This is a genomic window from Nostoc sp. MS1 (assembly GCF_019976755.1).
In the GTDB taxonomy this organism is placed as follows: Bacteria; Cyanobacteriota; Cyanobacteriia; order Cyanobacteriales; family Nostocaceae; genus Trichormus.
Genome location: NZ_AP023445.1, coordinates 12,038 through 26,044 on the forward strand (window position 1 = coordinate 12,038; position 14,007 = coordinate 26,044).

At 40.3% G+C, this 14,007-nt stretch carries 14 protein-coding genes; 1 reads left to right on the top strand and 13 read right to left on the bottom strand.

Annotated elements, in window-relative coordinates; translation table 11 throughout:
• Positions 1-27 precede the first annotated feature (27 nt).
• Both NSMS1_RS34260 and NSMS1_RS34265 read right to left on the bottom strand, forming a co-directional pair.
• Positions 28-1,242, bottom strand: coding sequence for a hypothetical protein (locus tag NSMS1_RS34260; RefSeq protein WP_224096110.1), 1,215 nt, complete (start codon positions 1,240-1,242; stop codon positions 28-30).
• Between the two features lie 31 nt (positions 1,243-1,273).
• A complete protein-coding gene (locus NSMS1_RS34265; protein WP_224096111.1) occupies positions 1,274-2,395 on the bottom strand; it encodes a PspA/IM30 family protein in 1,122 nt (373 codons plus the stop codon).
• A 357-nt stretch (positions 2,396-2,752) separates the two neighbouring features.
• Between NSMS1_RS34265 and NSMS1_RS34270 the strand changes: the two genes are divergently transcribed.
• On the top strand, positions 2,753-3,586 hold the full coding sequence (locus tag NSMS1_RS34270; protein WP_224096112.1) for a GIY-YIG nuclease family protein: 834 nt from the start codon (positions 2,753-2,755) through the stop codon (positions 3,584-3,586).
• A gap of 309 nt (positions 3,587-3,895) precedes the next feature.
• Here the strand turns inward: NSMS1_RS34270 and NSMS1_RS34275 are convergent, their stop codons facing one another.
• From NSMS1_RS34275 to NSMS1_RS34325, 11 genes are all read right to left on the bottom strand, one after another.
• Positions 3,896-4,138, bottom strand: a complete 243-nt coding sequence (locus NSMS1_RS34275; protein ID WP_224096113.1) for a type II toxin-antitoxin system HicA family toxin — start codon at positions 4,136-4,138, stop codon at positions 3,896-3,898.
• A gap of 213 nt (positions 4,139-4,351) precedes the next feature.
• On the bottom strand, positions 4,352-4,567 hold the full coding sequence (locus tag NSMS1_RS34280; RefSeq protein WP_224096114.1) for a type II toxin-antitoxin system HicB family antitoxin: 216 nt from the start codon (positions 4,565-4,567) through the stop codon (positions 4,352-4,354).
• Positions 4,568-5,047: 480 nt separating this feature from the next.
• Positions 5,048-5,374 carry a hypothetical protein gene (locus NSMS1_RS34285; protein WP_224096115.1) on the bottom strand — a complete coding sequence of 109 codons (327 nt, stop codon included), beginning with the start codon at positions 5,372-5,374 and terminating at the stop codon, positions 5,048-5,050.
• Between the two features lie 1,034 nt (positions 5,375-6,408).
• Complete coding sequence (mobF, locus tag NSMS1_RS34290) at positions 6,409-10,476, bottom strand: MobF family relaxase (RefSeq protein ID WP_317986633.1); 4,068 nt, start codon at positions 10,474-10,476, stop codon at positions 6,409-6,411.
• 13 nt (positions 10,477-10,489) lie between these two features.
• On the bottom strand, positions 10,490-10,768 hold the full coding sequence (locus tag NSMS1_RS35265) for a relaxase domain-containing protein (protein ID WP_263432623.1): 279 nt from the start codon (positions 10,766-10,768) through the stop codon (positions 10,490-10,492).
• A 206-nt stretch (positions 10,769-10,974) separates the two neighbouring features.
• Positions 10,975-11,169: a hypothetical protein gene (locus NSMS1_RS34300; protein ID WP_224096044.1), complete on the bottom strand. Its 195-nt coding sequence runs from the start codon at positions 11,167-11,169 to the stop codon at positions 10,975-10,977.
• A gap of 592 nt (positions 11,170-11,761) precedes the next feature.
• On the bottom strand, positions 11,762-12,016 hold the full coding sequence (locus NSMS1_RS34305; RefSeq protein ID WP_224096045.1) for a hypothetical protein: 255 nt from the start codon (positions 12,014-12,016) through the stop codon (positions 11,762-11,764).
• Positions 12,017-12,035: 19 nt separating this feature from the next.
• Positions 12,036-12,215 carry a hypothetical protein gene (locus NSMS1_RS34310; RefSeq protein WP_224096046.1) on the bottom strand — a complete coding sequence of 60 codons (180 nt, stop codon included), beginning with the start codon at positions 12,213-12,215 and terminating at the stop codon, positions 12,036-12,038.
• Complete coding sequence (locus NSMS1_RS34315) at positions 12,212-12,445, bottom strand: hypothetical protein (RefSeq protein ID WP_224096049.1); 234 nt, start codon at positions 12,443-12,445, stop codon at positions 12,212-12,214. Before NSMS1_RS34315 ends, NSMS1_RS34310 begins: the two co-directional genes overlap by 4 nt.
• Positions 12,446-12,453: 8 nt before the next feature.
• Positions 12,454-12,777: a hypothetical protein gene (locus NSMS1_RS34320; protein ID WP_224096051.1), complete on the bottom strand. Its 324-nt coding sequence runs from the start codon at positions 12,775-12,777 to the stop codon at positions 12,454-12,456.
• Between the two features lie 134 nt (positions 12,778-12,911).
• Entirely contained in the window at positions 12,912-13,913 is a 1,002-nt protein-coding gene (locus NSMS1_RS34325) for a DUF3987 domain-containing protein (protein ID WP_224096052.1), read from the bottom strand.
• Between the last annotated feature and the right edge of the window lie 94 nt (positions 13,914-14,007).

Here is a 14,007-nt window from a genome sequence, read left to right on the forward strand (position 1 = left end):
TGAGAACTCTACAGCGTGTTAAGCCCATCAAGAATTGCGATCGCTATTTAAACTGTAGTTCCAAGTCTTTATAGCTAAATCAATATACCAACCTAAATTTTCTGGAGTTTGAGTTCGATATGAGTTCCACCATGTATAAGTAGTCTCATCAATTGGTGGTTTCATACCTTTAAGAAGATATATCAACAACTTAAACGTATTTTGTGAGCCTAACGAAGCTTGAAACAGGTATTGATTCGCTTTAGTCCATAATGCCATACCATGCCTATTAAATGAGAGTCCGAGATTATTATTATTAGGTTGATTTTTCAAATCAACATTAGTTTTAGTACAGACTAACCATTCAACAATAGATTTTTCTGAGAAAGGATTGTTATCTTTAGCTAAGACCAATCCAAATCTCGCTACAGGTATTTTTATATTTGTTTTAACATGAGTAGGCAACCACAAAAACAATATAACGCCTTTGCTAGTATTGGTTATTTCTGCTAATTTTTTGTGATTTTCTCCTTCACCAATTGCATAAAGTACCTTTCTATAGGTAGAGCTTACCATTTCTTTTACTTTTGGTTGAGCCATTAATAATGTTCGCAAAGCAGTAAAATCCTGGCGATACTCTAGAGGTAAGTTACTGATAAAATTGATAATAAAAATTGATAAACTTCTTTGTGATAAATCAGAACTTGTTTGATTATTAGGTAGACCTAAAATGGCATAAGGGATATCATAACTTTTACTACAGATTTGAAATTTAGGTTTAATTTGATGAAGTTTAATAGCAAACTCATAAAAGTAAATATTATCTTCAAATTTTGAAGCTTCTTTATCTGTATAGTTATCTTCATGAAAAGCTGGTGCAATAGCTATTAACTTAACTGGCAAAGAGTAATCTATAATGTCTGAAAAAGGTTGCTCTTGCAAAATGGCTTTTCGATAACGAGTTAACTGAGAGACTAAACCCCTATCTTCTTCATTCTTTAACTCAATTATCACTGGCTGTTTAGCTGATTTAGTCAAACATAATAAATCACATCGCTGCATTTTGATATTATGTTGACGTTTGACTAAAACCAAATCGGGAAATATCTTTTTGAAATTGCTTTCAATATAATCTTCTAAATGTAATTCTGATTGAAAATTTATTTTACCACCGACATATATTAAGTGTGGATTGACTTTTTCTAATTCATCATTAAGTCGCTTAGAGGATACTGTTAAATGTTTGGCTTTGAGGTATGGCATATAAGTCTATTTTAATAGCATTGATTTGAATTTATAGTTCATCTAAATTTTTTCGTAGTGCTTGCAAGTCTTCATCAACTACTTGGTTAGCTGTGCAGTTAGATGATACAAACGAAGATTCCAAACTTAGTTGTGCTTTTAAAGCAGCCAATTCCTCATCTACTTCATTACTGGATTCTATTGCTGCAAATTGGCTTTCTAAGTCTGCACCTGCTAACTCTACTAACGATTGACTCTGGGATTCTTGCATCAAAACTTTTGCTTCCATCCTCTCAAATGCTGCCATTGCACTACTGGTGTTCATGCTACAACCCACGTTTTGAAGTCGCTCCTGAGTTTTAGCAGCTATAATTTGGGATTTAATCTGAACTTTAAACGCTCTAGCTTCAGAAACTTTGCTTTCAAAGGCTGCTAGTTGACTTTTGAGAACATCTACTAAGGCAGTTTGTTCATCTAAATTAGCTTTAAAAGTATTAGCTTTTTCGGTAAAAATCTTTTTTTGCTTGAGTGCTTCTCGCGCCAGATCATCATGACCATTTTGCAAAGCCAGTTGTGTACGTCTTTGCCACTTACTCACTTCAGATTGAGCTTGTTCATACTGTTGCAGCGTTTGTTTTTGAGTGACCATAATTGAGGTTACAGCTTGACGTAACTTTAACAACTGTTGCTGCATATCCTCAATAGCTAGGTCTAGTAGTTTTTCTGGGTCAACTCCTTGTTGAAGCAGTCGATTTAGTCCAGCTATCCCAAGCCCAACTACAGAGCCAGCAGCGACCATAGGAACCATACCAACAGCAAAGGCAGTTCCGCCCGTGGCAATTCCTACACCGCCGATGGCAGCAGAAATACCACCCCCAACAGACGCTCCAATTGCTGCTGCACTAACAGATGAAGTATCCCCCAGTGTGATTAGTCTTATAGCTTCATACAAGGCAAGACCAGTTAAAGCGCCTGTAGCAGTCAAAGGAACAGCACCAACGCTCAAGCCAGTACCCTTTGCAAGTATCCCTATTTTGCCAAGGGATGCACCTGCTACGCCTCCTAGTGCCGCTAATGCTACAGCGTCTTCATAGTTATTTGTGCTGATTTCGCTCTTAGAATAGTTAAGTTCTGCCTTGACGAGTCGCTTAATTCGACTAAACAGTTGTCCCATAGCACTATATTTCCTTCCACTGGTTGTGCATTTGGAAAGTAGTCTGCACCGTCTCAGCTTAAACTAAGTAAATTTTTTCTACTTCGTAGGAATCAATGAAAACTTCCTTACTCTTCTTAAATTTTGTATAAAGTAAAGCTTTTGATTTTAAAGTTGAGTTAGATTACCAACATTTTTTTTAGCCAGAAGTGATTTTAAAAAACAGATTTTTTTAATAAGACGTTTAAATACATTAATGCTACAAGACGACTGAGCAGTTTACATCTCTCTAACATTTCTCAATGTATAATTTGTTTACTTATACTACTTATTACAAGTAAAAAATAACTAAAAGCAAGTTTTCTTAAAAAATTGCGAATGACATTGATTAATCCTTTTGAGTTACCTTCTGTTCAGTTATGCGAACTGAAAAAACTTCCTAGCTGTACTGCGATTTACTTTGCCATAGATTCAAAAGACAGACTTCTCTACGTAGGGCAAGCTACTAATTTAGCAGCCAGATGGAAAAATCATCACCGTCAATATCAATTAAGAGAGATTGATAAAGAATTTCCTGTAAAAATAGCTTGGAAGGCTTGGAATGAGTCAGGTTTAGCAGAGACAGAAAAAATTTTGATTAAAAAATTTCATCCTTTACTAAACGGCACAGAAGTTGAATCTCCTATAATTGTTCCTTCAGAAAAAATTTTCAGAGAGTTTTTAAAGACTTTCTCAAGGCGTTTAATTATTATTGGTACTCAAGATAAAGGTAATACCGAACTAACAAATGTTTATTTAAAGTATGACTGGACAGACTGCTCTCCCAAGGGAACAGCAGCAAGAATTAAAAAATTCATCCAAGAAAATAAGGATAAAAATACCAGTTTAAAATTCCAGTGGAATAAATACGGAAGATTATTTAACGAAGCTGTTCGTCCTGGTAGTAGAGCGCAAAAAGTAAATGCTCGAAAAAATCGTTCATACAATAATTATTGGCAAGTCGCTTGTAATGGAGTTCTTATTCATATCACTCCTACTCATGACTATAAAAATCTCAAGTTGAGTACGGATACTAAAGCGCTTGCTGGAATTAAATTACGAGCGGTCACTAAAGTTGGTTTAGCCGAAATGAGCAGCAAATATTCTCATGATTTCTTGGGGATGTGTTCTTATGAAAAAGATCCTATTCCATTACTTTGGATTAATAAATAAGTTGTAATTACTAAATGATAATGAGTGAAGGGTTGTAGAAGAATTGCAATCTGTTGTAATTGAGCTATCTACTAAAAACCCAATCCTTGCATTAAGGATTGGGTTATAAAAATATTTACAAGAAAGCGGCGATTTGCTTCTCGTGCCTACTTTAGCCTAGACATATAAGTTTTAAAATCTCATATCTCTAAATATGAATTAAAGCATTTACTCAAATTATTTACGAGCTATCTGTATATTTTTTAACTTTAAAATTTAGACACCATTTGCAATCAAATTCTTTATCACTCTTCAACATTTTACCTTACCCTACTTAACTAACTGACTAACTGGTACATTTGCTGTTTGCCTATATACCCTCAAGTCGTTCTTTGTAGCGCCTAGCTGGTGTAGAATTTCACCTAACAACCACCCACCAATCTCAGGATAGACAGGTATTACGGTTCTTCGTCCGTCTGGGTGCTTCCAGACAACATGACTACTCTTTTGACGTGATGGATAAAAGCCAAGTTTTGAGGCAAACTGCTCCAATTCGCGTAATTTGGCCGGCATACTTTTCTCCGTAGTTGTGATTACAAGAGAAGGCACGGGAGCAAAACCTGCTTAAAGAGTATGGCTTAAATATCTAGGCTTAATTAATTACCGTAACACGAAAACAGCTAAAAATATACCGTGTTGGCAAGCAATTGTTATGCAATATTAACGAGAAGCTAGAGCGTAAATTAGAACATAACTAATTAAGCGTAGTTCTACAATTTACAAGCATTAACGAATAACAAGCAGCTTCACGTCTTCAGGCATAATTTGCCCATCTTCTAAGTATTCTTCCTGGATCATCTCAAAGACATCGCTAAGATTACGTATAGCTTCTTCTGGAGTTTGACCCAAAGCATGGCAACTGGGAATAGCTGGAACATAGGCTACAAAAGTTCCATTGTCATCAGGACGAATAATGCTGATGTAGTTCTGTAGTGATTTCATATTGATATAGTTTATACATCCTATAGAAGATGAACACAGCTTTGACTTATGATATCTTGCGCTCACTGGGCATACATTTAAATTTTATAATCTTCTTGTATTATTGTAGTTCTCATATAACTGCTTAAGATGGGTAGATATTGCGGTATTGGATACTACAACTTTACAAGTGCCATATGCTTTGTAAAAACCCTTTGACGGAGAACACTCACTCAAACTTAAAAGCCCAGTCTTTCTAACTGGGCTTCAGCGGAGTATATCCCCGGATTTTTATTATAAAAGTTATTTATAAATTGCTTCTTTAGTAGTTACTACCACGTTACGCTTCTTGATTTCGGAAAAATCATCCCTTATTTGAGCTTAACTGTGTCAGAATACAAGCGCTTTTCATATTAGATGTAATAGGTAATTAAAGTGCTTCTACCTGTGCAATAAAACATTTGCACGGGTAGAATTTGCTCTTTTATGCCTTCTCTAAACCTATGAACCTACACCAGCTTCTTCCCCAGCAACACCCACCTCTGGTTTAGCCTCCTTCGCCTTCTTCTCGAAAATTTGCAGCCCAGCATCAACTACTTCAAACCCATTTTCTGTTCGTTGACCCAGCTTCCCCGATATAGCTCCGGCCCAGTCCGCAAACTCAGTCGTATTGGTTTCCGCCTTGCGCCAGCTTTTCGCGTTGATCAGCGCAGTAAATATTACACCGTTCTGGTCAGTCAGTGAGACTTCAACTTTTTTATTCGCTGCTGGTTTAGCTTCAGGCAGTGAGCCACTAAATTTAAGTGTAACTTCGCTTTTTGCTTGCATACCTCGCCCCCTGGCTCATCAAAGACTCAAATTTTTAGCTACTGAATTTTATCAGGCAGTCAGATTAGCTACTACAAAGTGATCCTATATTTATTAAACCGTTATTGCCCTCTTCTCAAGTTTGGTCATCATTAGTCAACACTAGCTACACATTTATAATCCCTACTAAGCCTACGTAATTAGTAGTCTTTTTATCCCTGAATCGTATACCATTCTTGAGAAATCATACTAATAGAAACCCGATAACGAATTTTCAATAGTTTCAGTTCAGGCATCATCTTTTTTGTGCCTAATTAGTTATTGAAAAAGCGGCTTTCACCAATAAATCCCTATGCTGACCAATATCACCGAAAAAATCCCGATAAAACCCAATCTTTCCCAGCACTTTCCCCATTTCTCCCAAAGTTTTCAATCTTTAACTCTGATTATTGACTAATTTCTCATTAAGCTCAAAATTCCCAATACTTCCCAATTAATCCCAGTGATTCTTAATCTGACCCAACAATTCCCAATTTCTCCCAAACTCCCCAACGGCTAAAATCGACCAAAAAACCTCGCACAGTACGCCATTTTTTGGTGAAAATTTTTTGAGTTAAATTGAATTTTAGAGAAGCAGAAATCAAAATATAATACTAAAAACTACATTTGCACTACAAAAGCAGTCTATGGTTGAGAACTTCTGCTCATCGATGAATCATTGAAGTATTTTGAGTGGGAGCAAATAAGCAACGAGTAAATATCAATTCAGTACAAAGTTCAAGGTTAATATTTTTCAGCAGGCTAAGAAGTAAATTGCAGATCAGACTTTTCACGGGAAGTCCTAAAACCCCGTTAAGGCTGGGGGTAGGGTTTAGGGTGTAGGGTGTAGGGAAAAAGAAGAAAGCCTTACTACACCCTACACCCCACACCCCACACCCTCTGACTTTTCCACATACCGTGAAAAGTCAGATTGCAGATGACTTAAAGATAAGCATCGACTCCTTACCCTGTAACACCACATTCTTAGAAGACAAGCATCAAAACTAATAATATACCTACCTTCTCAAGCCTCGACGCGGTTGTGGTGATGGCTGTCGAGAAACAGATAACCTAGCTTGAAATTGCTGCTGTTTCAGTTTTATCTCATCCTTAATACTAGTTAATCGTGACTGTAACTCAGGACAGTTGAGTATCTGGGCAATAGTCCTCATTTCAATAGTCTGCTGCTGTTTGTTCCAAGCTTGATGATTTTCTAGTTGAGTTTCATATTCTTGAATTTTTGAGGAGAGTTGTTGTTTATAAGTAAATAATTCTTTAATAGCTCCGATAGTTTGCAACTGTTGGTCTAGGGTCAAGTTGTATTTAGAACTCAACTCATGAAGCGGAAAACGCTCCATTGCTGTGATCACTTTTTTTTGTTGAGCGTGTTCTAACCACAAACTATCAATTTGTGGTTGAAGCTGGCTAATTTCATTTTCAATGGCTTGCCTATCAATAGGTGTTGGTACTTGAGCCACTGGGTCAGCAAAATATTCCTTGACCGCTTGTTCTAGATACAGTAGCTGATGGTCAGTTAGTGCATCAATCACCTTTTTAAATGTCAATTGAGTCAATTGACCCCTAAAACGTTGTAGCAGCCGCTCTTTACGCTCAAAGTCACTTAACTTCTTAGGTGGCGCTGGGGGTGAATGCCGTTGTTGATTGTTGTTATCTCGCCATGCTTTGAGTGTTGATGAAAAGGATAGTGCCTTTTCGTATGCCAGTGGCCCCTGGGCGACAATCAAATCATCAACACCTTTATGCGGCCCCGGCAATGTCACTACACTCACGGACGCTCCACGTTCTTCTAACAGTCGCCCAGTGCGCGAGATAGCAATTTCTATATTTCGCTTTGTCTCTTCTCGTGTCTCATAGTCAAAGCAGAAAGTTATTTCACGTTCTGGAGTAGCGAAAACAGCTAACTCATCCATGAGCCGTGCTTTAACTTGCTCACCACTAGAATCCTTACTGCGATAACCAGCATAAATCCCTGGTAGTCCGATTGCTGCGTGACCCTGACTCAACAGACTGGCAGCTTTTTTGGCTCCCTCAGTGATGGTGACTGGGAGGTTATACTTCCAAACACAGTACCAGAATCCACAAGAGCGATCGCTCTCGGTTGGCTGTACTCCATATTTTTCATAGATACGAAAAGCAATATCATCCGGCACATCTAGCAGGAAGATACTCAACTCAGTTTTTGGTGGATGCTCGTATTTAATAAATTTACCCGGTTTATCAGCTTTCTCTCTGGGGTTATTAGGTTTGTAGCATCCCCATAACTTCCTATCAGGTTTATCCCCTGGTTTTTTGTCAGCAAAAGATTTGGGGTCAACGCCAGCATCACACCACCAGCCGTCGTCTTCAATGTGAGTATATTTGCTGATGATGCCATTGGACAGCCTACCTGTGTTGGTGCGTCGCAACCCGTCACTGTACATGAGATATTCCCATGCTTCATGCTCCCAATCAGGAGTTTGATGCAGACTCTTGAAGTTACTGGCAGCAATTTGAGGGTGGATGGCACTGCCAATTACCAATTCTCGCCAGTGTTGGAAGTCCAGTCGTTCTGGGGCTTCACCCACATGAGCCAGTGTCCAAAATGCTACCTTGCTAGGTACTGTTTTGGGAACTGGTTTTTTAATAACAGATTCTTGAGTCAAAACAATACTTTGTTGTGTTTGGGGTGGTTGAGCTTTAATAACTGGCGGTGTAACTTCAGTTCTGACAACTGGTTGGGGTATTGCTATCTGGGGTGATACAGTGACCTTTTGAGCCGCACTCGCAGTATTTACAACTATTTCCTTCTCAAGTTCTGACTGGTGTTGCTTTTCTAACTCCTTCTGTCTCAGTAGCATCAAAGCATTTTCTTTAGCTCTACTTGACTGTGCTAAAGCTAATAAACTGTCTTTATCTTCGGTGTACAGTTTTAAGTCATACCTAGCACGGCTAACTGCTACATAAAAGCTTTCTTGCCCAATAGTATTATCCGCAGCCATCAATACACGGTCGGCCGTTTTACCTTGACTACTATATGTAGTGCTGACAATTGCATAATCCAGGTGTTGCGCTTGTTGCAGGTTGATAATTTCTGTTCGACCGCTATCTAAATACTCGATTTGAGCGTTAGAACCAGCAATTGCTTTTACTACAAACTCTTGACCGTTACGCCGTCCTAATTGTCGGTCGTTTTTTGTCCAGCGTAGGCGATCGCCTTCGGCAATTTCAAAGAGTTGATGTTGATAAACTGCCTTACTAAATCCTGTGTCTACTTGAAGGTGTTGCCCATCAGGTGAAAGGAGCGTTAGCCTGTCAGCATCTTTACCCACTACTTTATACAGCTTGCCTTTCTCCAGTCCCCGGCGTTTGTAACTGCGGGTGGGCATGACCATATCACCTAACTCAAAGTTGTGGGTGTAGCGCATCTGTACTCTTGTTAGGTCTTTGGCTTGCAGTTGGGTGATGGTGGTGGCAGTTCCTAAACTGCCTTCAGTTTTCAAATGCTCTCGAATGGCTTGCGTAATTGCCAAACGCTCCTTATTTGTTCCAGCCAGTACCAGTGTTCGCGCTCGTTGTTCGGGTGTGGCTGTTATATAATCATCGGCGATCGCCGCAATTTTAGATTCTGGTGTAACAATCTCAATACAACCGTTTTCATCAAGTCGTGAAAATCCCTCCTCAATGCGACTTTGGGCTATCAAGTCTACTGCCAATTTCAGTTTCGGCGCACGTTGTCTATTAGATTCGTTTAAATAACTGGTTTTAATTCCCGCCTGTTGCAGAGATTTGAAAGGGTTGCCTGCTTCTACTGCTGATAACTGTTTTGTGTCTCCCACTAATAAAACTCTGGCTTGCATTTGGGTTGCCCGTTCTAAAAGGGCAAGGGCATCTTTAGCACCCAGTAACCCGGCTTCATCCACTATCCAAATTTGATGGGGTTCAATATCTTGGGGCGGTTCAGACACCAGTAACCTAGCAACAGTCTCCGCTTGAACATCCAACTCTTGACTCAGGACTTTAGCGGCCATCGCACTGGGGGCAAAGCCTTTGATGGTGTAGCCCGATGCGGCGGCGATTTCCTTCAACTCCTTGAGGGCGAAAGTTTTACCAGCACCGGCTACCCCTTGCCATGCCGTAAATTGGTCTGTTGTGGTTGCTGCTGCCAGTACCGCTCGACGTTGATCTGAATTTAAAGCCGTTTTCTCTAGGTGACTATCAACTATTTCTAGGTGAGCGAGTGGGTTAACTTTACCTTGCCCTGACTGCATTAATTTAATGGTTGCCAGTTCCCGATTAACTGCTGCGAGTGTTGTAAAGTCGCGTTTTTCTGGTGATAGGCTGAGTAATTCGGGGTTAGCTTTTACCAAAGGCTCAATTTGGCTTACATCCGTCGCTAGTCCTTGATTAAGGATGAATTTCTCTAAATCTTCCTGGGTAAACGCCACATTTCTTTCTGAACAGTGAGCGATCGCATCATTGAGATTCTCATGGCTGACTAACCGGGGCTTTAGTAGAGGCTGCGCCGCCTCCGGTTGTGGAAATTGGATACCCAATGCTGCCGCTTCTTCTCTCCACTTAGCTTTTAGCTCAGTCGGGTTAATTTTCTGCTTGATGTTACGGGTGGCAGTCCAGGCTGCTTCTCGTTCTGCCCATGTTGCATTTGACCCAGTTGCACTTAATATCTGCTGTCTTCGTTTAGAAAATTCTTCTAGGTCTTGTTCCCGAAAACCCTTAATCTCAAACTGTCCGTGTTTTAATGCTTCTACCTCATAACCTAACTTTTCTACCTCTTGGGCTAGGTAGTTCTGGTACACCATCCCCAGAAATTTCTTGTTTTTGAAAATTTCATCATTAAGAAGGCTGTACCATTCCCCGTTATCTAGCTGCGTCATATTCATGACCAGGGCATGAGTATGCAGATGCGGATCTAGTTCCCTGGTTTCTATGTGGTCAAACTCCGCGACTACTAAATTTCCTGTTCTGGTCGATTCTCGTAGAGTGTCTGTTGTGACCCTAGTGTAGCTGTAGCGTTCTTCTATCAGTTCTAGAGTTTTTGTACTGCCAACTGGTGAGCAGTAATTAATCTTTCATCCCCTCCTACCAACGATTGCAGGCTGACACTTTTGGTGCTGAGAAAGTAAAGTCTGTTGCTGCCCGTCGTTGCGATGATTCCAACTTTCTTTTAGCCAGGTGTTCACTACCATCTGGTGACAGCCCATTGACGATGTTAAAAAACGTTTCTTGGTCATCTACTGGCCCCAATAGCCCCAATTTCTCTGCACCTTTACCTGACCAACGTGATGTACCTTCCTGGTAATACCCGGACATGAAGTAATGTACTGCTTGCTGTGGCTGGGTGTTCTTTCCTGTCAGCATTTGTCTACACCTCTTGTTTCAAGTGCAGATGTCAACAGTAATTGGTTAGCTATCTCTTTAGGATTGTTAATTACAAATCCCTGTTCTTTATTTACCTCATTGTAGAGTCGGCTTCTAATTTTTTTCAAACTGACCAATAGCAAAGCACCACAATTCAAACACAACATCAAAGTTTGACTTTATCTCATCAAATAATCTTTGACTAATTAGTAGTTTTTAAATATCTCTACTGTCTGGGCATCATGTTTACAAAAGTTAAAAATTTCTCTATCTTCTGTTTTAAAACCGACGAAGCGAATTAACACACCTGCTAATTCTCTTTTTCTAGAAGATGGGCGGCTACTCCAATAACAGCTACTCTCCCAATAACAAACCAACGTGATTTGACCCGCTTGTGCCATTAAAAGCGAGAAGCTTACTAGATGTAGTATTGAGTAATTCAAATTTTCATATTACTTAATACGAGTTTTTCTTCCCACTGAAATTGTAAAACTAAGTCGTTTTTTCTGCACAAACTTTTGGCGTACTGTGCGAGAATTGGGATTTTAAGAGTGACATGAATTTGACATAGATTTAACATGAATCTGACATCAAACTGACATAGATTTACCATCGATTTAACATAGCTTCCATCTGGACAAAGTTACCCTTACCATGAATTTCACATGGATTTAACATGAATCTGACATCAAACTGACATGGATTTACCATCGATTTAACATAAAACTGACATAGCGTACTGAGGTGTTTTATTACTCATTTTTGCCATACTGAAATGAAAAAATCTGAGCATTAATTTCCTAAAATGCTCTTGTTTGCGCTTTAACAGCAACAAATTTTTCTGCTGTTGTTGAGGACAACGGCAGTCATGACAGCATATTGTTGGCATCACCTAAAGTTGAGATGAGCCACTACTTGATCTGAAGTTGAGGAGAGAAGAACGTATCAGTTATTAGTCAGGTAAAAGGGTCAGCTTTTGGGTCAACAATTGCCTTATGCTGCCATCTCGCCATTTAATTGCTGCAACCACAGTTTGATGTACTCCCTTTGAGTAGGGCTAAGTTTAATGCTGGCGCTTCGCAGGGCTTGGCGTGGAAAGATACCCCGCAAGTCAGCTAACATCTCTGGGTTGTGGCAATACTCCAGACACTCAACTATGTAGTCAATTGACTCACTATTGAGCCATTCTGGTGTGGCGTTAAGTTGGCAGATACCATAATCCATAAGTTTTGTACCGTGGGCTGACATTGCCTCACCCTATCCTGACTCATGAAATTATGTCTAATCGCATCATTTCATGACCAGGAATAGGACAAGTCCATTTTTTCAAGTTAGATTCCACATTTTCGAGTAAGACGATCGCTGTTGACAAGCCATGCTCTTTTTTCACAACTATCACAACTCCTTCACAACCGTGACGCTTACTACCTGGACAATGTACTCTCACCCGTGAACCTTTAGTAATGGTTGGGGATGTTTCAGGTTTTGGGTAGTTGGTGAGAGTTGGTGGTCGTTGGTGCTGGGTTGGTGAGTTGGTAATTGTTGACCATCATTGCTGGTAGTTGGTGAGTGTTGGTTGTCACTGTCCACCATTTGTTCCGCCTCTATTTGTTTGTGGTCAGTTGGTGGTATTGGTGAAAGTTGGTGGTGAGTTGGTGGTGAGTTGGTGGTTGCCAACCCTTGCTCTATGTACTTTTCACCATTTTGTTGGTGCTGTTGGTGGTGATTTTCTCTATTACTACTTTTAGAGTATCTAGATTGATGTCTATCAAAGTAGATTTGCCATCTGAAAAAGTAGTTGCACTACCACCAATATCACCAACTTTTCTTTCTAATCCTTTTCTAGTATGCTTTTCAGCCGTTGGTGATACCACCAACTCACCACCAACACCACCAACGTTTTTACGGATATTACCAGGGTAGTATTTCTTACTAATGCGGCTAATAATACCCATGTCACAGAGCAGTTGGCAATCTTGCTCAATATCGGCGGCGGGAATCTTTTTCAAAGCGTTGATGTTGCGTTTGAGTTCGCTGACTGTAAAACCGTCTTCTCGACGAGCGGCAAAGTCTTTGATTTTCAGTAAGTTACCTGCAAGTGAATGCTGGTCACTGTTGAGGGCATACAGTAACCGCGCCTGTGCTACGTAAAATCAATGATCTGACAAGCCACTGCCATTGTTTGACCCTCAATAAACTGCACTGGTATAGTTTCCCCGGCTAACACTGCGTTTACTAGATGCAGCCACAGCGCGAATCTACCGAGATAAGTTTGCAGTTTGGGGTAAGTAGCTTTTAGTCCTGGATGTTCTTCCGCCTCCAGCCAATTCATAAGTTGATGCTGGTATGCTTGGTAAATTTTCTTGGCATCATTGGTGAGGAAGTAATCACGCTCTGGTAATCTGCCCAAGGCTTGATAAAGTTCCAGTAACTCGTTATCTAACTGTTCCCCTACACCGTCATCATCTCGGAACAGGTTGATATAAGCCAGGGGATTTTCTTTGAGACAGAACAACCAACGGGCAAACTCACCTGCATGATCAGCAAAATCTTGTCTTTGTTGGAACTGTTTTAAGATTTCTGGTTGGGTGTTTCCAGTGCGGCTAATGGCAGAACGTTCTAAGTAAATACATTTTTCACTGTCTACAACGTCTTTAAATAGTGCGCCACCGTTAAATTCGCTCAGGTCAAGTTGACTATCATCGCCTTTGCCAGCACGATATTTATTGAGTCCGGTGATATAACCTGCCCATTCGTCACGCCAGTAGAGTATGCCTCTCCTGTTCTCGCCGTGGATTTTCATCCGTGCTTCAATTGTTGACCCTTGGACAATGAACCGCTTACGTGGTGCTGGGTCGTCGGGTAATACATCACCTTTCTTGCAATATTTTAATTCCTGTTTATAATCCTCTAGTGCCTGTTTCCAATTGTTGTACTCCTGGGTTTCTAATGTATTGAGTGGATTGATGATGGTGGTTTGGGCAGGAGTTTTTAACCTGCCAGTGGGAGCGACTACACAAGTCCAGAAAATGGAGGTGACGCTATAGCCTTGTCTGGGGTTAACCACTAATCTGGAAGATGTGCCAATTCTCGACCCTGCTACGGGGAACAGTGTAGTTAACAGTGTCTCTGGTGTGACGGGCATTGCCTGGGCTACCGCTTCTAGTAAAAATGCCAGCTTACCGCCGTCGCCCCATAATAGTTGGCTGGGTGAGAGTTGGGCTTTTTGGGCTTCTAGC

Excerpts from the sequence above, each read along its gene's own strand:
- NSMS1_RS34280 (WP_224096114.1), bottom strand. The coding sequence starts at position 4,567 with ATGAAATCACTACAGAACTACATCAGCATTATTCGTCCTGATGACAAT.
- NSMS1_RS34260 (WP_224096110.1), bottom strand. The coding sequence starts at position 1,242 with ATGCCATACCTCAAAGCCAAACATTTAACAGTATCCTCTAAGCGACTT.
- NSMS1_RS34300 (WP_224096044.1), bottom strand. The coding sequence starts at position 11,169 with ATGGCACAAGCGGGTCAAATCACGTTGGTTTGTTATTGGGAGAGTAGC.
- NSMS1_RS34305 (WP_224096045.1), bottom strand. The coding sequence starts at position 12,016 with ATGTCAGCCCACGGTACAAAACTTATGGATTATGGTATCTGCCAACTT.
- NSMS1_RS34275 (WP_224096113.1), bottom strand. The coding sequence starts at position 4,138 with ATGCCGGCCAAATTACGCGAATTGGAGCAGTTTGCCTCAAAACTTGGC.
- NSMS1_RS34270 (WP_224096112.1), top strand. The coding sequence starts at position 2,753 with ATGACATTGATTAATCCTTTTGAGTTACCTTCTGTTCAGTTATGCGAA.
- NSMS1_RS35265 (WP_263432623.1), bottom strand. The coding sequence starts at position 10,768 with ATGCTGACAGGAAAGAACACCCAGCCACAGCAAGCAGTACATTACTTC.
- NSMS1_RS34285 (WP_224096115.1), bottom strand. The coding sequence starts at position 5,374 with ATGCAAGCAAAAAGCGAAGTTACACTTAAATTTAGTGGCTCACTGCCT.
- NSMS1_RS34265 (WP_224096111.1), bottom strand. The coding sequence starts at position 2,395 with ATGGGACAACTGTTTAGTCGAATTAAGCGACTCGTCAAGGCAGAACTT.
- NSMS1_RS34325 (WP_224096052.1), bottom strand. The coding sequence starts at position 13,913 with ATGCCCGTCACACCAGAGACACTGTTAACTACACTGTTCCCCGTAGCA.